Consider the following 18,920-nt stretch of genomic DNA (forward strand, 5'->3'; position numbering starts at 1 on the left):
GTCAGCACAGCGCCGTAAGGAGAACCGCCGCCGTGGCCATGCAGTTCTACGCCTCGCCCGAACAGATCATGCGCGACCGCTCCGAGCTGGCCCGCAAGGGCATCGCTCGGGGTCGCAGCGCCGTGGTCCTGAGCTACTCCGGCGGGGTGCTCTTCGTCGCGGAGAACCTCTCCAGCGCCCTGCACAAGGTCAGCGAAATCTACGACCGGATCGGCTTCGCCGCCGTCGGTCGGTACAACGAGTTCGAGAACCTGCGCCGGGCCGGGGTGCGAATGGCCGATCTGAACGGCCTGAGCTACGACCGGCGTGACGTCACCGGGCGGGCGCTTGCCAACGCGTTCGCGCAGACGCTCGGCGCGATCTTCACCGAGCAGTCGAAGCCGTTCGAGGTGGAGATCTGCGTTGCGGAGGTCGGGGCGACTCCGGACGACGACGAGCTGTACCGGCTCACCTATGACGGGTCGGTCAACGACGAGCCGGGCCGGATGGCCATGGGTGGTCAGGCCGAGGCGATCACCGGTGTGCTGAAGTCGCAGCACCGGGCGGACATGTCCCTCGGTGAGGCGGCCCGGGTGGCGGTGCAGGCGTTGAGCACCGTCGGTGGTGAGGGCGGCGCGGCCCGCACGATCGCCGCGAACCAGCTCGAGGTTGCGGTGCTGGACCGCCAGCGGGTGGGTCGTACGTTCCGCCGGATCACGGGCGCGGCGCTGACGGCGCTGCTGGACGGCGATGTCGCGGCAGCGGAGGAGCCGGCCGAGGCGGGCGGGCCGGACACGCCGGCGCAGCCGACCACGGAGGCGCACAAGCCGACGACGTCGGCGGGCTCCGCAGACCTGGAGGACAAGCCGGCGGACGGCAAGTAGGACGGGTCATGTCGGCGGGCGGCCAGTTCCCGGGCCGCCCGCCGCTTTGCGTTCCCCGCCCGGCCCGGCCGCGGGTCCTGTGCCGCGGGCGGGCCGGTACGTCGGCCGCTGGCGATACGCAGCGGGCGTGGGCGGCGCGGGGTCAGAGCCCTCCGGTCACCCCGGGCGTGACGGCCTCGCGGTGCGGGACGTCGGTGGGGGTCGTGCCGCTGGCGCGGGTGCCGCGCAGCAGGGCGGCCATCGTCGCGGCGACCACCACGGAGCCGATGGCGTAGCCGAGCTCGACCCGTAGCGCGGTGGCGACCGGGGCGAGGGTGGCGACGACCAGCGCGGCCACGCCGACGGCCCAGGCGACGGCCTGCGCCCGGTGCCGGTCGAGGGCGAGCAGCGCCTGGCCGAGGACCATCGCCCAGAGGTAGGCGAGGGTGGCTGCCGCGAGCCAGGCGAAGTCGCCGTGGCCGAGGACGTCGGGCGCGTCGAACAGGGTCTGCACCAGCCACGGGCCGAGCAGGACGGCGAGCACGGCGCCGGTGAGGCCGAGCGCGGTGACGACGCCCAGGGCCCGGCGCAGGAGGCCGTTGAAGGCGGTGCGGTCGCCGGTGGTGGCGGAGGTGGCGAGACCCGGGAGCAGGGACGCCTGCAGCGACGCGAAGACGAACAGCGGGATCCGGACCAGCACCAGCGCGGAGAGCAGGGCGCCGGCGGTGGCCACGTCGGACGGGTCCAGCACCTTGACGTTGATCACGCCGATGTTGACGACGACCTGGGAGAGCAGGCTGGACGCGATGAGCAGACCGAGGCCGCGCAGGAACGAGGCCCAGGCGACGGGGACGCCGCCGCCGATGACCCGCAGGACCGGTGGGGCGGTGACCGCCACGCCGATCAGCGGCGCGGCGATCAGCACCGCGCCGAACCAGACGGGGGAGGTGACGCCGGTCAGACCGAGCAGGGCGACCAGGACGATGCGCAGGCCGCCGTCGACGCCGAGCTGGGTGCCGTACCAGGGGAACAGTTGCAGGCCGGAGAGCACGCCGCGGGTGGTGTGTGCGACGGCGAGCGCGGCGAGCGACCCGATCAGCACGGTGACCATGTCGTTGTCACCGGCGAAGAGCCGGTCGGCGAGCGGCGCCCGGGCGATGACGATCAGCGCGACGATGGCGATGAGCAGACCGAGGGCCAGGGCGGCCCCCCGGGCCAGCACGGGCCCGGGGGTGAGGCCCTGACTGTGCCGGCCGGCGACGAGGCGGGCGACCTCCTGCTCGACGGGCATGAACAGGCCGATGCCGAGCGTGAAGACGATCGTCCAGAGCGCCGCGAGCGACGAGTAGTCGGCCTCGGTGAGGCTGTGCCCGGCGACGGCCAGGTGGACGTAGGAGGCGAGCCCCAGCAGGGCCAGGCCGGCGCCGACGGCGACGGTCCCCGGTGGGACGAGACTCAGGAGCCGGCGGATCACCGGCGAATGAGCGCCAACGTGAGCACGGCGAAGGCGCGACCGAGGTAGATCATGGCCTTGGCCGGGGAGTGGCTGGGAGTGCCCGCCATCCGCTTGCGCATGGCCACCGGCACCTGGCGGATGGTGTAGCCCCGCCGGGCGGTGTGCACAAGCGTCTCGACCGTGTCGCCCAGGTACTCCACCGGGTACCAGGTGGCGAACATGTCGATCACCCGGCGGTTGGCGGCCCGGAAGCCGGAGGTGGTGTCGGTGAGCTTGGTGCGGGCGACACGCGAGAGGACGCCGGAGAGCATGACCATGGCCCAGCGGCGGGGGCCGCGGACGCTGTAGTCGCCCTCGCCGGCGAACCGGGCGCCGATCACCAGGTCGGTCTCGTCGAGCAGGTCGACGAGCTTCGGCACGTACCGGGGGTCGTGCTGGCCGTCGGCGTCGATCTGGATGGCCACGTCGTAGTCGTGGTCGCGGGCGTACCGGTAGCCCAGGCGCATGGCGCCGCCGACGCCGAGGTTGTACGGCAGCTTGGCGACCCGGGCGCCGGCCGCCGCGGCGACGGCGGCGGTGCGGTCGGTGGAGCCGTCGTCGACGACGAGCACGTCGACGCCGGGCAGTTCGCCGCGGACCTCGCCGACGACGTCGGCGATCGAGCCGGACTCGTTGAGCGCGGGGATGATGATCAGGACCCGCTTGCCGTTAACCATCGTGCGACACCAGTTCGTCTCGGGCCGCCCGGTCCGCGTCGATCTCGGCGCGCAGGAGGGCGAAGTCTTCTGCCAGGGTGCGGGTCTCTTCCTCCAGGGCGCTGACCTCCCAGCTGAGGTGCACGCAGACCAGCAGGAGGAAGACGATGCCGAGGAAGAGCACGAGGCTCACGCCGGACTGGACGCCGAGCAGCTCGGCGACGTTGTCCAGCAGGCGGGGGAAGAGCGACAGCGGAATGACGATCACCAGGACGCCGAGCCAGAGCATGCCGTACTTCTCGCGGAGCTGCCGGCGGCGCAGCAGCTCGACGATCGTGGCCAGCAATATCAGGCCGGTCAAGCCGGTGACGAGGGTGAGCTTCATGCGACCTTCCACGGGGCGGGTGGAGCGGCGGAGGCGAACGCGGCGGCCAGGGTGGTGTGCCAGCCCGTGAGGGGTGGCAGACCCGCGGCGGCCCAACGGCCGTGCCCTAGCACACTGTACGCCGATCGGGGGATGGAACGGGGGAACCGATCGTTGGTGATCGCCCGGGTCATGCGGTCGGCGCCGCCTTCAGCGGCTCCCACCAGGCCCGGTTGTCGCGGTACCACTGCACGGTCTGCGCCAGACCGTCGGTGAGGTCGATGCTCGGGGCGTACCCCAGCTCTTGGTTGATTTTGGTGATGTCCAGCGAGTAGCGGCGGTCGTGGCCCTTGCGGTCGGTCACCGGGACGACCCGGTCCCAGCCGGCGCCGCAGGCTTCCAGCAGCAGACCGGTCAGCTCCTTGTTGGTCAGCTCGGTGCCGCCGCCGATGTTGTAGACCTCGCCGGCGCGGCCCTTCTGCTGGACCAGCGCGATGCCCCGGCAGTGGTCGTGCACGTGCAGCCAGTCGCGGATGTTGCCGCCGTCGCCGTAGAGCGGAACGGTGCCGCCGTCGAGCAGGTTGGAGACGAACAGCGGGATGACCTTCTCGGGGAACTGGTACGGCCCGTAGTTGTTGGAGCAGCGGGTGACCACCACGTCCATGCCGTGGGTGCGGTGGTAGGCCAGGGCGAGCAGGTCGGAGCCGGCCTTCGAGGCCGAGTACGGCGAGTTCGGCGCGAGGGGCCAGGTCTCCGTCCAGGAGCCCTCGTCGATCGACCCGTACACCTCGTCGGTCGACACGTGCACGAAGCGGCCGGTGCCGTGGCGCAGCGCCGCGTCCAGCAGCGTCTGGGTGCCGAGCACGTTGGTGGTGACGAACGGCGCGGCTCCGGCGATCGAGCGGTCGACGTGCGATTCCGCCGCGAAGTGCACGATCACGTCGTGCCCGGCGACCACCTCGTCGACCACACCGGGGTCGCAGATGTCGCCCTGCACGAAGCGCAGCCGCGGGTCGTCGCGCACCGGGTCGAGGTTCGCCAGGTTGCCCGAGTAGGTGAGCTTGTCGAGCACGGTCACGCCGGCGGGGTCGACCGCAGGCACGCCCGAGGCGGTGCCACCAGGCACGCCCAGCAGCATGCGGACGTACTCTGAACCGATGAATCCGGCACCGCCGGTGACGAGGATCCTCACGGGTCCAGTAGTGTACGCGAAGCGGTGGGCCGGCTGTCGGCGGCGACCACCGACATGCCGGCGGGCTGGTAGCGGCTAAGCTCCCCCGGTGCGCGGAATCCTACTCGCCGGCGGCACCGGTTCCCGGCTCTGGCCGATCACCCGGGCAGTGTCCAAGCAACTGATGCCGGTCTTCGACAAGCCGATGATCTACTACCCCCTCTCCACCCTGGTGATGTCCGGGGTGCGGGAGATCCTGGTGATCACCACACCGGAGGACCAGGACCAGTTCCGCCGGTTGCTCGGCGACGGCAGCCAGTTCGGGCTGCGGCTGGAGTACGTCACGCAGGCCCGCCCGGAGGGCATCGCCCAGGCGTTCGTGCTGGGCGCGGACTTCATCGGTGACGAGTCGGTGGCGCTGATCCTCGGCGACAACATCTTCCACGGCGTCGGCCTGGGTCGGCAGCTCGCCGCCCACGGCGACCTGGTCGGCGGCCGGGTGTTCGCGTACCCGGTGGCCAACCCGCAGGAGTACGGGGTGGTGGACTTCGACGCCGAGGGGCGGGTGCTCTCGATCGAGGAGAAGCCGGCCCGGCCGAAGTCCCGCTTCGCGGTGCCCGGCCTGTACTTCTACGACAACCGGGTGGTCGACATCGCCGCCAAGCTCACCCCGAGCGCTCGCGGCGAGCTGGAGATCACGGCGGTCAACGAGGCGTACCGGGAGACCGGCGAGCTGTCCGTCACCCTGCTCGACCGGGGCACGGCCTGGCTGGACACCGGCACGTTCGCCTCGATGATGCAGGCCGGCGAGTTCGTCCGGGTGATCGAGGAGCGGCAGGGCCTGAAGATCGGCTGTGTCGAGGAGGTGGCCTGGCGGGCCGGCCTCATCGACGACGATCAGCTGCGCGCGCTCGCCGAACCGCTGGTCAAGAGCGGCTACGGCGACTACCTGTTCGGGCTGCTGGCCGAGAAGAACGAAGCGCGGGTGGGCCGATGAAGATCCGGGAGCTGGGCATCGAGGGCGCCTGGGAGATCACCCCCCAGCAGCACGGCGACCCGCGCGGCATGTTCATGGAGTGGTACCGCTTCGACCACCTCGCCGAGGCGGTGGGGCACCCGCTGCGGCTGGCCCAGGCCAACCTGTCGGTCTCGGCGCGCGGCGTGGTGCGCGGCGTCCACTTCGCCGACGTGCCGCCCGGGCAGGCCAAGTACGTGACGTGTGTGCGCGGCGCGGTTCTCGACGTGATCGTGGACCTGCGGGTCGGCTCGCCGACCTTCGGCCGGTGGGAGGGCGTCCGGCTGGACGACACCGACCGGCGGGCGGTCTACCTCAGCGAAGGGCTGGGGCACGGATTCTGCGCGCTGACCGACGACGCGACGCTGAGCTACCTCTGCTCGGCCACGTACAACCCGACCGGCGAGCACGCGGTGCACCCGCTGGACGAGGAGCTGGGCATCGAGTGGCCCGCCGACGTCCCGCTGCTGTCCGCCCGCGACGACGCCGCGCCGACCCTGGCGCAGGCCCGCGAGCGCGGCCTGCTGCCGGAGTACGACGCCTGCCGGCGGTTCGTGGCCAGTCTCGGGCCGGACGGAATGTCGCACTCAGCCGGTATGTGACCACCCCCGAAGCGCGACCTGTGGTGTGACAGTGACGAACCGGGCCTCCGGGCGGCTAATGTCACACCATGGAGCGGCGAATCTTCGGCCTCGAGACCGAGTACGGCGTCACCTGTACCTATCGCGGGCAGCGGCGGCTGTCCCCGGACGAGGTCGCGCGGTATCTGTTCCGTCGCGTCGTGTCCTGGGGCCGGTCGAGCAACGTGTTCCTGCGCAACGGGGCCCGTCTCTACCTGGACGTCGGGTCGCATCCGGAGTACGCGACACCGGAGTGCGACTCGGTGACCGACCTGGTGGCCCACGACCGGGCCGGCGAGCGGATCCTGGAGGGGCTGCTCGTCGACGCGGAGAAGCGGCTGCACGACGAGGGCATCGCAGGTGAGATCTACCTGTTCAAGAACAACACCGACTCGGCCGGCAACTCGTACGGCTGCCACGAGAACTACCTGGTCTCGCGGCACGGCGAGTTTGGCCGGCTCGCTGACGTGCTCATCCCGTTCCTGGTCACCAGGCAGTTGATCTGTGGGGCCGGCAAGGTCCTGCAGACTCCGCGTGGCGCGGTCTACTGCCTGTCCCAGCGAGCCGAGCACATCTGGGAGGGCGTCTCCTCGGCGACGACCCGCAGCCGACCGATCATCAACACCCGCGACGAGCCGCACGCCGACGCCGAGCGCTACCGGCGCCTGCACGTGATCGTCGGCGACTCGAACATGAACGAGGTCACCACGCTGCTCAAGGTCGGCACCGCCGACATCGTGCTGCGGATGATCGAGGCCGGGGTCGTCATGCGGGACCTCTCGCTGGAGAACCCGATCCGGGCGATCCGCGAGGTGTCGCACGACATCACCGGGCGGCGCAAGGTGCGGTTGGCCTCCGGCAAGGAGGTCAGCGCGCTGGACATCCAGCAGGAGTACCTGGCCAAGGCCACCGAGTTCGTCGAGCGCCGCGGCGGCGACCAGGCCGCCAAGCGGGTCGTCGAGCTGTGGGGCCGGGTGCTCAACGCGGTGGAGAGCGGTGACCTGGAGCCGGTCTCGCGGGAGATCGACTGGGTCAGCAAGCTGCGGCTGATCGAGCGCTACCAGCGTAAGCACGACCTGCCGCTGTCGCACCCCCGGGTGGCGCAGATGGACCTGGCGTACCACGACGTGCGCCGTGGGCGGGGCCTCTACGGGCTGCTGGAGCGTCGCGGCGAGGTGGACCGGGTGGCCACCGACCCGGAGATCTTCGAGGCCAAGGAGACCCCGCCGCAGACCACACGGGCGCGGCTGCGCGGCGAGTTCATCCGGCACGCCCAGGAGAAGCGGCGCGACTTCACCGTCGACTGGGTGCACCTGAAGCTCAACGACCAGGCACAGCGCACCGTGCTCTGCAAGGACCCGTTCCGGGCGTACGACGAGCGGGTGGAGCGGTTGATCGCCAGCATGTGACGGGTGTGCCGGCCCCGGCGGTGGTGTGCCGCCGACGGGGCCCGCCGGCCCGGTAGGCTGGGCGCGCCATGACGACTTCTGAACCATCCGACCGTTCCGAGCGCTCCGGGCGCGGCGCCGAGCGGCAGAACTGGGTCGAACGCCGGCGGGAGAAGATCCGCGCCGAGATCGACCGCAACCGGCGCGGTGAGTACACCGTGCCGACGTGGGTGCTGGCCCTGGCGCTGGTGCTCATCGTGGGCGGCTGGCTCGCCCTGATCTTCCTCGCCTGATCCCGCCCCGCGCTGTCGCGCGAGCGGTGTCCGTTGCTGACCCACCCGCGCTGTCGCGGGAGCGGTGTTCGTCGGTGACCCTCCCGGGGCCAGAGGTTGGCCCGGCCGGGTCGCGTCGACGGGTATCCGCCGACGTCGCCGTCGCGGGCGGGTCCGCCCGCCCACTGCGCCGACGACACCGGGACGCGACGACGCGGGAGGCGATCATGGACGACGACCGGACGGTGCCGCAGCCGGAACGCGGTGGGGGAGGCTGGCAGGACCCCGGGCCGCGCGACGTGGTCCGGGACCGGCAGAACCCCGATCTGCTGACCCCGCCGAGCACGGACGCGGGGACACTGCCCAACCTGCGGTTCTCGTTCTCCGACGCGCACGCCCGCGTGCAGGGCGGCGGTTGGACCCGCGAGGTGACCGTACGGGAGCTGCCGGTCGCCACCGAGCTCAGCGGCGTGGACATGGCGCTGGAACCGGGCGGGTACCGGGAGCTGCACTGGCACAAGCAGTCCGAGTGGGCGTACGTGTCGCGCGGCAGCGCCCGGATCAGCGCCGTCGACCAGGAGGGCCGCAACTTCCTCGACGACGTACGCGCCGGTGACCTGTGGTTCTTTCCGCAGGGGGTGCCGCACCACATCCAGGCGCTCGACGAGGGCGTGGAGTTCCTGCTCGTCTTCGACGACGGCGCGTTCACCGAGAACAGCACGTTCCTGATCAGCGACTTCTTCGCGCACACCCCGAAGGACGTGCTGGCCAAGAACTTCGGGTGGCGGCCTGAGCAGCTCGACTCGATCCCGGAGCGGGAGAAGTACATCTTCGCGGGGCAGGTGCCGCCGCCGCTGGACCGCGACAAGGTGGTCAGCCCGAGCGGGGACGTGCCCCGCAGCCTGAGCCACCGGCTGCTCGCGCAGCAGCCGCAGCGGTTCGCGGGCGGCCAGGTCCGCATCGCCGACGTCACCCAGTTCCCGGCGGCCACCGCGATCTGCGCCGCGCTGGTCGAGGTCGATCCGGGCGAGCTGCGCGAGCTGCACTGGCACCCGACCGACGACGAGTGGCAGTACTACCTCTCCGGCCACGGCCGGATGGGCGTGTTCGCCAGTCAGGGCGTGGCGGGCACCTTCGACATGCGCTCGGGTGACGTCGGGTACGTGCCGTTCGCCTACGGCCACTACATCGAGAACCTCGGCACCGAGCCGCTGGTCTTCCTGGAGATGTTCCGCAAGCCCCGGTTCGGGTGATCCGCTGACCCGACCGTCACCCTCCCACCCAGGTCCCGCCCGCGTCCCACCCGGTCCCCACCCCGGTCCCGCCCGGGGTTGATCATGAAGTTATTGCCCGCCCGCCCGGCGTGTCGGGGCAATAACTTCATGATCAACGCGGGCGGGCGGGCGGGTGGGGGTTGGGGCGGGGTGCGGTCAGGGGAGGTGGGTGGTGGCGTGGCGGCCGGCTGCGGCGGCGGACACGAAGTAGGCGTGGTCGGCGTCGAGGTTGCGGCCCATCGTGGACAGCGGCACGGCGCTGGCGCGCAGCGCGGCGTCCAGGCCGGCGGTGGGCACTCGGACGATCCGGTGTCGGGCCGTCAGCGGCGCCAGCGCCGCGTCGACCTCGGCCGCGAGGGCCGGGTCCAGGTCGTCGGGCACCACCAGCTCCGCCGGGGCGAGGGCCACCCGGCCGTACGCGGTGAGGCTGTGGTGCGACACGCCCCGGTGTCGGGGGCGGGGGTCGGCGTCGGAGATGCGCAGTGAGCCGACCGGCCGGCCGCCGAGCGTGGCGATCGCGTTGACGGCCTCGCCGACGGCGACGCCGGAGAAACCCCACCGGGTGCCGGTGCCCAGGTTGCCGGGCCCCTGGGCCACGATCGCCACGTCCGCGTCCAGCACGTGGCGGGCGGCGAGCAGGCCGCCGTGCAGGGTGGTGGCCTCCAGGTCGCCGCCGAACGCCTGCCCGACGGTGATCGTCCCGGCCAGCTCGTCGCGCAGCCCGGCGAGCGTGCGGGAGAACCAGGCCGGCAACGCCCCGCCGTCGGTGAGCAGGTACGCCACCCGGGCGTGCGGGGCCTCGGCCCGGATGCCGGCCAGAATCGCCGGCAGCGCCGAGTGCAGGTCGGCGGTGACCACCGGCATCCCACCCAGGTCGTCGGCGTCGGCCAGCAGGGCGCGGTGCGGGCTGGCCTCCTCGTCGACGCCGAGCAGGATCGGCTGCAACGGGGTGTAGCGGGCCTTGACCAGGTGCCCGGCGTCGCGGGTGTCACCGGCGTCCGGCGGGTCCGGCGGCAGCCGGTCCGGCAGGGCCACCACGAGGGCGTACCCGCCGGTGCCCAACCCCATCAGCAGCGCACCGGCGTTGAGCAGCACCCGGTCACCCGGCTCGGGCGTGCCGACCAGCTCGGGATAGGCCAGCGCCCGCATGCGCGTGCCGTCGGGCAGGTCGACGTCGAGTTCCACCGCCCCGGTCCACTGCCGCCGCAGCGCCGCCACCGTCCCCGTCCGCCATCGCACCATGACGGGCACGCTAGCCGCGCGGACCAGCCGGCCCGCGCTCGGGTCGGCCCGCCCCTCAGGCGGGGTCGGGCTCGCCGCCGGCGTCCGCGCTCGGCCTGGCCTGGGTGTCGCGCGCCCGCCCGGCGGCTCCCGGCAGCGAGCGGGTCGGGTCGAGGAAGACGTAGCGGATCTCCGGGTACCGGCCGGTGAGCCGCCGCTCGGCCTCGTCGGCGGTGGCCTCGATGGCCGCGCCGGTGGCCTCGTCACGGAAGTCGACCTTCGCGGCGACGAGGATGTCGTCCGGGCCGAGCTGCATCGTCAGCAGGGTGTCGATGCGCTCGACCTCGGGCAGCCCGGCCAGGTCGCGTTCGATCTCGCGGCGCAGCCGCTCCGGGACGGCCCGGCCGACCAGCAGCGACAGGTTGTTGCTGGCCAGGATCCCGGCGACGGCCAGCAGCAGCAACCCGATCAGGATCGACGCGATGCCGTCCCACACCTCGTCGCCGGTGGCCTGGGACAGGCCGACGCCGAGCGCGGCCAGCAGCAGGCCGATCAGGGCCGCGCTGTCCTCCAGGAAGACCGCCTTGACGGTGGTGTCGGCGGTCAGTCGCAGGAACCGGCGGGGTGTGGTGTCCCAGCGCTGGGACTCGCGGCGGACCTGCCGCACGGCCCGGGCCAGCGAGATCGACTCGATGACGAACGACACCGCGAGGACGATGTACGAGATCAGATAGTTGCCGCTGTGCTCGTGCACGAGGATGGTGGTGACACCGTGGGTGACGGCGAAGCCGGCGCCGGCCACGAAGGTGAACATGGCGGCGAAGAACGCCCAGACGTAGCTCTCCTTGCCGTACCCGAAGGGGTGTCGTTGGTCGGCCGGGCGGGCCCCGCGGCGCAGCGCCTGGAACAGCAGCACCTCGGTGGTCGTGTCGGCGACCGAGTGCGCCGCCTCGGAGAGCATCGCGGCCGACCCGGAGATCAGCCCGGCGACCAGCTTGGCGATCGCGATGGCGAGGTTGGCGGCGCCCGCGACGACCACGGTGCCGACGCTCTCGCTCTCGGTATTCATCTCGCCCTGCGACATGAGGGCAACACTATGGCCGCGGGCGGCGACGCGCCGGGGGAGGGGTCCGATCCGAACAAGTGTGCGGCATGCCCGCGTGGGTGCACGCCTGCGCCGCGTCGGCTGCTAGCGTCTACCCGTGTCGCGGACCCGCACCGAACGCCTGGTCAACCTGGTGATCTGCCTCCTGTCCACGCGACGGTTCCTGACCGCCGCGCAGATCGCCGCGACCGTGCCCGGCTACGAGCACGACCCCGACGACGCGCGCGACCACGAGGCGTTCCAGCGCAAGTTCGAGCGGGACAAGGCCGAGCTGCGCGAGCTGGGCGTCCCGCTGGAGACCGGCACGGCCAGCGTCTTCGACGCCGAGCCCGGCTACCGCATCGCCCACCGCGAGTACGCGCTGCCCGACATCCCCCTGGAACCCGACGAGGCCGCCGCGGTCGGCATCGCCGCCCGCCTGTGGCAGCACGCCGGGCTGGCCGCCGCCGCGTCGTCCGGGCTGGCCAAGCTGCGCGCCGCCGGGGTGGACGTCGACCCGCAGGCCACCCTCGGCATGGAGCCGATGGTCACCGTCGATCCCGCGTTCGCGCCGCTGACCGCCGCCGCGCGGGACCGCCGCGAGGTCGGGTTCGACTACCGGGTGCCCGACCGGGACGCCCCCAGCCGCCGCCGGCTGCAACCGTGGGGCGTGGTCTGCTGGCGCGGGCGGTGGTACGTGGTCGGCCACGACCTGGACCGCGCGGCGACCCGCTGCTTCCGCCTGTCCCGGGTGGTCGGCGCGGTCCGGGTGACCGGCGCACCCGGCGCGTACGAGCCGCCGGCCGGCGTCGACCTGATCAGCCACGTGGCCCGCTGGTCCGGGCCGGTGGAGCGCACCGGCCGGGCCACCGTGCTGGCGACGCCCGGGCGGGCCGCCGGCCTGCGTCGCTGGGCGGTGCAGGTGACCGCCGGGCCGGACGGCGACCAGCTGGTCCTGCCGTACGCCGACCCGGACTCTCTGGCCGGCCAGCTCGTCGGGTACGGCCCGGACGTGCGGGTGCTCGACCCGCCGGAGGTCCGCGAGGCGGTCATCCAGCGACTCAAGGAGATCGCCGTCCGGCACGACGAGCTGACCGTCTCCGGGGGTGCCCGGTGACCCGCCCGGCCGCCCGCGGCGGTTCCCGCGCCTCCGCCGACCGACTGGCGCGGCTGCTCAACCTGGTTCCCTACCTGCTGGCCCGGCCCGGCATCGAGATCGCCGAGGCGGCCGGTGACCTGGGCGTCACCGAACGACAGCTCCGGGAGGACCTGGAGCTGCTGTGGGTGTGTGGGCTGCCCGGTTACGGCCCCGGTGACCTGATCGACATGGCGTTCGACGGCGACCGGGTGACCATCACCTACGACGCCGGCATCGACCGGCCGCTGCGGCTCACCCCCGACGAGGCCCTCGCGCTCGTGGTGGCGCTGCGGATGCTCGCCGAGACCCCAGGCGTGGCCAACCGGGAGGCCATCGAGCGGGCCCTCGCGAAGATCGAGGACGCCGCCGGTGACCTGGTGGGCGCACCGGTCGCGGTCCGGCTGCCCGGGGACACCCGGCGGGTCGAGGCGCTGCGCTCGGCCGTGGAGGGCGGAAAGGCGCTGCGGATCACCTACTACACCGCGGCCCGGGACGAGACCACCGAGCGCGTCGTCGACCCGCTGCGGATGCTGATGGTCGGCGGTCGGGCGTACGTGGAGGCGTGGTGCCGGCGCGCGGAGGCGGTCCGGCTGTTCCGGGCCGACCGGATCGACGCGATCACCGAACTGGACGAGCCGGCCACCGTCCCGCCGCAGGCTGTCCCGCACGACCTCACCGAGGGTGTCTTCCGGCCGTCGCCCGACCTGCCGCTGATCACACTGCGGATCGGGCGGGGCGAGCGGTGGATCACCGAGTACTACCCGTGCGAGCGGGTCGAGGCCGGCGACGGCGACCAGTGGCTCGTGTCGCTGCGGGTGACCGACCTGGGGTGGGCGCGGCGGTTCGTGCTGGGCCTCGGCCCGGACGTCACAGTGGTCGCCCCGGTCGAGCTGGCCGAACAGGTCCGGGCGACAGCCGCCGCCGCGCTCGACGCGTACGCCGTGCCGGCGGCTGTTCCCCGGCGTGCGCCGGCCGATTCCGTGCCGGCCGGCGTGCCGTCGGGCGATCCGGCGGTGGCCGCCCGCACCCAGTAGGCTGACCGGCGTGCTGATCTGGATCGTGCTCGCGGTGGTGCTGCTCCCGCTCGTGGCGCTCGCGCTGGCCGTCCGCCCGGTGCTGAGCCGGCTGCCCCAGCTGCGCCGCGCCGCGGTGGCGTTGCAGCGGCGGGCCACTGAGGCGGAGGCGCTCCGGGAGACCGCCGAGGCGTTGCAGCAGCGCGCCGAGGGTGTCCAGCGCCAGCTCGACACCGCCCAGCAGCGACTCGCCGTGATCAAGGCCAAGCGCGGCTGACCGACCTCTGTCGGCCACCGTCGTCCCCCGGCCGGGTGGCGATGGTTGACTGATCATCGCGGTTGGTCAAGACTTCACCGGCCGGGCCCTGATCATCATCCCCGGCAGGTGGCATTCGGTCCATCCACACGTACGATGGGCTGCGTATCACCCCCCGGACACAGAGCGACTGGAGCTTCTCATGGGTGCCCTCAAGCCGTGGCACATCGCAGTTCTCGTGGTTGTGCTGATCCTGCTCTTCGGTGCGAAGCGGCTTCCCGACGCGGCCCGCTCGCTGGGTCGCTCGCTGCGGATCATCAAGGCCGAGACCAAGAGCCTGCAGGACGACGACCGCGACCTGGCCGAGAAGGCCGACGCACAGGCCGGCTACCAGCCGCTGCCGCCGCACGCCGGCCAGCAGGCGCCGTACGCCGGGCAGCCGCAGCAGGCGCCGTACCAGCAGGCGCCGGCGCAGCAGCCGGTCGTCGACCCGGTGCACCGCGTCCGCGACAACTGACCGAAGGGCCCCACCACCGTGGCCTTCGCCCTGCGTAAGCGCGGCCCGAGCACCTTCGAACGGGCCGCCGACGGCTCGATGACGCTCATCGAGCACGTCCGTGAGCTGCGCAACCGTCTCTTCCGCGCGTCGCTGGCAATCATGATCGGCTTCGGCTTCGGTATCTGGCTGGCCGAGCCGGTCCGGGTGCTGCTGTCGAAGCCGTACTGCGATCTGCCCGGGTCGGTCGACCCGGAGACCAACAAGTGCCTGTTCGTCCAGCTCGGTCCGGCGGACGTCTTCCTGCTGAACCTGAAGATCGGCCTGTGGGTGGGCCTGATCATCGCGGCGCCGATCTGGCTCTACCAGCTCTGGGCGTTCATCGCGCCCGGGCTACACCGGCACGAGCGGCGCTACGCCTACGCCTTCACGGCCCTGGCGGCACCGCTCTTCGCCGCCGGCGCGGTGCTGGCGTTCTTCGTCACCGCCAAGGGCCTCGAGTTCCTGATGAACGTGTCCGGCGACGACATCTCGACCACCCTGGAAGTCACCCGCTACATCTCGTTCGTCACCAACCTGATCCTGCTGTTCGGTGTGGCGTTCGAGTTCCCGCTGGTCGTGCTGATGCTCAACTTCGTCGGCCTGGCGAGCGCGAAGCGGCTGCTCAGCTGGTGGCGGGTGGCGATCTTCGTGTTCTTCGCGTTCTCCGCCGTGGTCACCCCCACCCCGGACCCGTTCGGGATGACCGCCCTGGCGGTCTGCCTCTCCGCGCTCTACTTCGGCGCGGTGGGCGTCGCGTTCATCAACGACAAGCGGCGTGGGCGGGGCAAGGAGGTCTACGCCGGTCTCGACGACGACGAGGTCTCGCCGCTGGAGTTCGACACGGACCCGGTCGTGGCCGGGCAGCGGGTCGACGCGACCGCGCCGATCGGCGCGCCCGAGCCGATCGCGAAGCCGGCGCCCATCGAACGCCGCTACGACGACATGACCTGACGGCCCCGCGCCGCCGGAGTCCACCGACGCCGTCCCCGCCTGCCGGGGGCGGCGTCGTCGCGTCAGCGGCCCCGTCAGACGCTCACCCCACGCGCCGGCGGTGAGACTGATCGTGACGTCGGCCGCCCCTGGTGAACGGCGGGTGTCCGACCGGTACGGTGCTGCCCGTGACCGCAGACGATCACCTGCCCGGCCCGCCCACCGATGGGCCGATCGAGCGCACCCCGCCCGCCCGCGACTCGGTCGACCGCGCCCGGGACGAGGGTGGCCCGGTGGCCGTGCTCGCCAACCCGACGGCCGGCCGGGGGCGGCACCGGGCGCTGCTGCCCCGACTGCTGGACGGGCTGGCCGCCGCCGGCCGCCCGGTCCGGTTGCTGTCGGCGTCCAGTCCGGACGAGGCGGAGGCGGCGTGTCGTACCGCTGTCGCCGACGGCGTCGGCGCGCTGGTCGCGATCGGCGGGGACGGCACCGTGCACCGGGCCATGCAGGCCGCCGCCGGCACCGACGTGCCGTTCGGGCCGGTACCGGCCGGCACCGGCAACGACTTCGCCCTCGACACCGGCTTTCCGGCCGATCCCGTCGCCGCCGTGGCGGTGATCGCCGAGGCGCTGCGCGCCGGCCGGACCCGCGTCGTCGACCTGGCCCGGATGACCGGCGCCGACGGGGCCGAGCGCTGGTACGGCGCCGTCCTCGCGGCGGGCTTCGACGCGATCGTCAACGAGCGCGCCAACCGGATGCGCTGGCCGCGCGGCCCCCGCCGGTACGACCTGGCGATCGTGGTCGAGCTGGCCCGGCTCCGGCCCCGCCGCTACACGCTGCGCCTGGACGGGGTGCCGCACGAGATGGACGCGGTGCTGGTGGCGGTGGGCAACTGCCCGACGTACGGCGGTGGGATGCGGATCTGTCCCGAGGCCGATCCGACCGATGGGCTGCTGGACGTGGTGGTGGCCGGTCGGGTCGACCGGCGGACCCTGATCCGGGTCAAGCCGCGCATCTACCAGGGCACCCACGTGAGCCACCCGCTGGTGAGCAGCTACCGGGCCCGCACCGTGGAGTTGGCCGCCGACGACATCGTCACGTACGCCGACGGGGAACGCTCGCTGCGCCTGCCGGTGACGATCACTGCCGTGCCGGGGGCTCTGCGACTGCTGCTCTGACCCGTACCGCGCCGATGCTGGCGGCGATGACCAGCACGATGGCGGCGCATTCCAGCAGCGTCAGCGCCTGCCGCAGCACTAGCCATCCGGCGAGGGTGGCGATGGCCGGGCCGAGGCTCATCAGCACCGCGAAGGTGGCGGTGGGCATCCGGCGCAGCGCCAGCAGCTCCAGGGTGTACGGGAGCCCGGAGGCGAGCACCGCGAGGGCGGTGCCCAGCGCCAGCACCCTCGGGTCGAGCAGGACGGCGCCGCCGTCGACGATGCCCAGCGGCAGGGTGACCAGCGCGGCGAGGGTCAGCGCGAGGGCCAGCCCGTCCGCGCCCGGGAACCGGCCGCCGACCCGCGCGCTGAGCACGATGTACGCCGCCCACATCGCGCCCGCGCCGAACGCGAAGGCCACCCCCGCCGGGTTGAGCCGGTCGAAGCCGCCCTGCCCGAGCAGCGCCACCCCGGCCAGCGCGAGCCCGGCCCAGCACCAGCTCGCCAGCCGACGGGCGGTGAACACCGACAGCGCCAGCGGACCGAGCACCTCCAGGGTCACCGTCGGGCCGAGCGGGATCCGCTCGATGGCCTGGTAGAACAGCGAGTTCATGCCGGCCAGGGCCAGCCCGAACGCGCCGGCCGCGAGCCAGGCCGAGCGGTCGTACCCGCGCAGCCGGGGCCGGCACACGACGAGCAGCAGCACCGCCGAGATCGTCAGCCGCAGGGTGACCGCCCCGGCCACCCCGGTACGCGGAAAGAGCAGCGCGGCCAGGGCGGAGCCGAACTGCACCGACAGCGCCCCGCCGAGCACCAGCCCCACGGCGAGGACGCCGCCGCGGCGCTGCGGGGGCGCGTCGGCCGGGCGCGGTGCGGGCAGCAGGGTCTCTGTCACGAGCACGACGCTAGGCGGTCAGCCCGCAGTGCTCTCCGGCGGTGTCGACCGTCGGAAGAACGCGAGCCGCGTCGCCCGGTTGGTGGCGAGCGGGTCGCGCTTCGGGGATACGAGAGCGTCGATGGCCAGCTATCCTGCTCGGACCGGTATTGATCCACAGTTGGGAGCTGGCATGCGCCTCGCCATGGTCACGGTCTCCGCTTCGCCGCGAGGGCACGCCCGGCACTGATCGGGCGCCGCCGGAGATCACCTCCGGGGGTCTGGTGCTCCTCGCCGCGGAGCGGTCCCACGACGACCGTTTCCTTCCCTGGCTCGAGGAGCTCTTGTGCGTGCCCTTATATCCGCGCGTCTCGGCGCGGACTTCACCAAACTGTGGACCGCTGCGGCGGTGTCCAACGTCGGCGACGGTGTCACCATGGCCGCCGGCCCGCTGCTGGTCGCCTCCGTCAGCGACAACCCGGCCCTCATCGCCGGCGCCGTCTTCGCGCAGCAACTGCCCTGGCTGCTGTTCGCCCTGGTCAGCGGTGCCTACGTCGATCGGCTCGACCGTCGCCGTCTGGTCGTGGTCGTCAACCTGGCCCGCGCCGCGGCCCTGGCGGCGTTGTCGACGACCATCGCGACCGGAACTGTCTCGGTGGCCGTCATCTACGCGGTGCTCTTCCTTCTGGGTACGGGCGAAACCCTCGCGGACACCGCGCTGGGTGCCCTGCTCCCGGCGGTGGTCGCCCCGGAGGAACTGCCGCGCGCCAACGCTCGGCTCTACGCGAGCTTCACCATCGGTAACCAGTTCGTCGCGAAGCCGCTGGGCGCGTGGTTGTTCGTCGTCGCGGCGGCGGTGCCGTTCGGGGTCGACGCGCTCACCTTCGCGACGTCCGCAGCGCTGATCGCGGGCATCCGGCGCGTCCCCGTCGTTGGCGATCCGCCTCGGCGGGCCTCGCTGCGTGCCGAGGTCGCCGCCGGCGTGCGGTGGTTGTGGCGGCACCGACTGCTGCGGACCCTCGCCGTGAGCATGGGACTGGGCAACATCGCGTTCGGTGCCGCGTTCGCCGTGTTCGTGCTCTACTGCCGGGAGCGCCTGGGTGTATCCGCCGTCGGCTACGGATTTCTGTTGTCCGCGTTCGCGGTCGGCGGCCTGGTCGGCACCGCAGTCGCCACGATGCTCACGCGCGCGCTCGGCAGCGCCACCGTGTTGCGTGCCGGCCTGGTGATCGAGGTCGTGACGCACGTGTGCCTCGCGACCACGACGACACCCTGGGTCGCCGCCGTCGTGCTGGTCGTGTTCAGCATCCATGCCATGGTGTGGGGCATCACCGTCACCTCGGTCCGGCAACGGGTCGTGCCTGCGCACCTGCGCGGCCGGGTCGGCAGCGTGTACGCATTGCTGGATCTCGGCGGCGCGGCGCTGGGCTCGCTCCTCGGCGGCCTGTTCGCCAGCGCCTGGGAGATCACCACACCGTTCTGGATCGCCGCCGTCGCGATGGCGGCGATCGCCGCCATCGCCTGGCGGCCCCTGCGGGAGGCGGTCGCCGGGGCGGGGGGGGCCCCCCCCCCCCGGCCCCGCCCCCGCGGGGGGGGGGGGGGCCCCCCGGGG

Annotated in this window: 20 protein-coding genes; 13 read left to right on the forward strand and 7 right to left on the reverse strand. The window is 72.8% G+C overall.

All coding sequences use genetic code 11. The features are described 5' to 3' along the window. The first annotated feature begins 32 nt into the window (after positions 1-32). Positions 33-863 carry a proteasome subunit alpha gene (gene prcA / locus ACFYPR_RS17895; protein WP_354862553.1) on the forward strand — a complete coding sequence of 277 codons (831 nt, stop codon included), beginning with the start codon at positions 33-35 and terminating at the stop codon, positions 861-863. Positions 864-1,005: 142 nt separating this feature from the next. Here prcA and ACFYPR_RS17900 read toward each other — a convergent pair whose 3' ends face one another. The 4 genes from ACFYPR_RS17900 to rfbB form a co-directional block, all read right to left on the reverse strand. Further along, positions 1,006-2,316: a polysaccharide biosynthesis protein gene (locus ACFYPR_RS17900; RefSeq protein ID WP_354862554.1), complete on the reverse strand. Its 1,311-nt coding sequence runs from the start codon at positions 2,314-2,316 to the stop codon at positions 1,006-1,008. Then, on the reverse strand, positions 2,313-3,014 hold the full coding sequence (locus tag ACFYPR_RS17905) for a glycosyltransferase family 2 protein (RefSeq protein WP_007459917.1): 702 nt from the start codon (positions 3,012-3,014) through the stop codon (positions 2,313-2,315). The genes ACFYPR_RS17900 and ACFYPR_RS17905 overlap by 4 nt, the downstream gene beginning before the upstream one ends. Further along, positions 3,007-3,378, reverse strand: coding sequence for a DUF2304 domain-containing protein (locus tag ACFYPR_RS17910; protein ID WP_354862556.1), 372 nt, complete (start codon positions 3,376-3,378; stop codon positions 3,007-3,009). The genes ACFYPR_RS17905 and ACFYPR_RS17910 overlap by 8 nt, the downstream gene beginning before the upstream one ends. A gap of 169 nt (positions 3,379-3,547) precedes the next feature. Further along, the gene (rfbB, locus tag ACFYPR_RS17915; protein ID WP_355068955.1) at positions 3,548-4,549 is read right to left on the reverse strand and encodes a dTDP-glucose 4,6-dehydratase; all 1,002 of its coding nucleotides are present in this window, start codon (positions 4,547-4,549) and stop codon (positions 3,548-3,550) included. A gap of 88 nt (positions 4,550-4,637) precedes the next feature. On the opposite strand from rfbB, the gene rfbA reads away from it, so the two are divergent. The 5 genes from rfbA (at position 4,638) to ACFYPR_RS17940 (ending at position 9,076) form a co-directional block, all read left to right on the forward strand. After that, positions 4,638-5,525 (forward strand): glucose-1-phosphate thymidylyltransferase RfbA, encoded by an 888-nt coding sequence (rfbA, locus tag ACFYPR_RS17920; RefSeq protein WP_354862559.1) that lies wholly within the window; start codon positions 4,638-4,640, stop codon positions 5,523-5,525. Further along, positions 5,522-6,145, forward strand: a complete 624-nt coding sequence (rfbC, locus tag ACFYPR_RS17925; RefSeq protein ID WP_363940569.1) for a dTDP-4-dehydrorhamnose 3,5-epimerase — start codon at positions 5,522-5,524, stop codon at positions 6,143-6,145. Before rfbA ends, rfbC begins: the two co-directional genes overlap by 4 nt. 68 nt (positions 6,146-6,213) lie before the next feature. Next, complete coding sequence (gene pafA, locus ACFYPR_RS17930; protein WP_234581936.1) at positions 6,214-7,572, forward strand: Pup--protein ligase; 1,359 nt, start codon at positions 6,214-6,216, stop codon at positions 7,570-7,572. Positions 7,573-7,640: 68 nt separating this feature from the next. Next, positions 7,641-7,844, forward strand: a complete 204-nt coding sequence (locus ACFYPR_RS17935; RefSeq protein ID WP_354862562.1) for a hypothetical protein — start codon at positions 7,641-7,643, stop codon at positions 7,842-7,844. Positions 7,845-8,050: 206 nt separating this feature from the next. Then, complete coding sequence (locus ACFYPR_RS17940; RefSeq protein WP_354862564.1) at positions 8,051-9,076, forward strand: cupin domain-containing protein; 1,026 nt, start codon at positions 8,051-8,053, stop codon at positions 9,074-9,076. 177 nt (positions 9,077-9,253) lie between these two features. Here ACFYPR_RS17940 and ACFYPR_RS17945 read toward each other — a convergent pair whose 3' ends face one another. Next, positions 9,254-10,339 (reverse strand): DUF3866 family protein, encoded by a 1,086-nt coding sequence (locus tag ACFYPR_RS17945; RefSeq protein ID WP_387184512.1) that lies wholly within the window; start codon positions 10,337-10,339, stop codon positions 9,254-9,256. 55 nt (positions 10,340-10,394) lie between these two features. After that, positions 10,395-11,402 carry a cation diffusion facilitator family transporter gene (locus ACFYPR_RS17950; RefSeq protein WP_354862721.1) on the reverse strand — a complete coding sequence of 336 codons (1,008 nt, stop codon included), beginning with the start codon at positions 11,400-11,402 and terminating at the stop codon, positions 10,395-10,397. A gap of 118 nt (positions 11,403-11,520) precedes the next feature. On the opposite strand from ACFYPR_RS17950, the gene ACFYPR_RS17955 reads away from it, so the two are divergent. The 6 genes from ACFYPR_RS17955 to ACFYPR_RS17980 all read left to right on the forward strand — a co-directional run bounded on the left by ACFYPR_RS17955 (position 11,521) and on the right by ACFYPR_RS17980 (position 16,455). Further along, entirely contained in the window at positions 11,521-12,519 is a 999-nt protein-coding gene (locus tag ACFYPR_RS17955) for a helix-turn-helix transcriptional regulator (RefSeq protein ID WP_387184515.1), read from the forward strand. Continuing rightward, positions 12,516-13,574, forward strand: coding sequence for a YafY family protein (locus ACFYPR_RS17960; RefSeq protein WP_354862724.1), 1,059 nt, complete (start codon positions 12,516-12,518; stop codon positions 13,572-13,574). Before ACFYPR_RS17955 ends, ACFYPR_RS17960 begins: the two co-directional genes overlap by 4 nt. A gap of 10 nt (positions 13,575-13,584) precedes the next feature. Further along, a complete protein-coding gene (locus tag ACFYPR_RS17965; protein WP_354862726.1) occupies positions 13,585-13,830 on the forward strand; it encodes a hypothetical protein in 246 nt (81 codons plus the stop codon). Between the two features lie 181 nt (positions 13,831-14,011). After that, positions 14,012-14,326 carry a Sec-independent protein translocase subunit TatA gene (gene tatA / locus ACFYPR_RS17970; protein WP_007459946.1) on the forward strand — a complete coding sequence of 105 codons (315 nt, stop codon included), beginning with the start codon at positions 14,012-14,014 and terminating at the stop codon, positions 14,324-14,326. An 18-nt stretch (positions 14,327-14,344) separates the two neighbouring features. Next, on the forward strand, positions 14,345-15,298 hold the full coding sequence (gene tatC, locus ACFYPR_RS17975) for a twin-arginine translocase subunit TatC (protein ID WP_387260928.1): 954 nt from the start codon (positions 14,345-14,347) through the stop codon (positions 15,296-15,298). Between the two features lie 212 nt (positions 15,299-15,510). Further along, the gene (locus ACFYPR_RS17980) at positions 15,511-16,455 is read left to right on the forward strand and encodes a diacylglycerol kinase family protein (RefSeq protein ID WP_387261242.1); all 945 of its coding nucleotides are present in this window, start codon (positions 15,511-15,513) and stop codon (positions 16,453-16,455) included. Here the strand turns inward: ACFYPR_RS17980 and ACFYPR_RS17985 are convergent. Beyond that, on the reverse strand, positions 16,418-17,335 hold the full coding sequence (locus ACFYPR_RS17985) for a DMT family transporter (RefSeq protein ID WP_387260931.1): 918 nt from the start codon (positions 17,333-17,335) through the stop codon (positions 16,418-16,420). The genes ACFYPR_RS17980 and ACFYPR_RS17985 overlap by 38 nt on opposite strands. Before the next feature lie 319 nt (positions 17,336-17,654). On the opposite strand from ACFYPR_RS17985, the gene ACFYPR_RS17990 reads away from it, so the two are divergent. Then, positions 17,655-18,920: MFS transporter (locus ACFYPR_RS17990; RefSeq protein WP_387260933.1), on the forward strand; the 1,266-nt coding region annotated here is incomplete at its 3' end.

Origin of the sequence: Micromonospora sp. NPDC005254 (assembly GCF_042872525.1) — a bacterium.
GTDB lineage: Bacteria > Actinomycetota > Actinomycetes > Mycobacteriales > Micromonosporaceae > Micromonospora.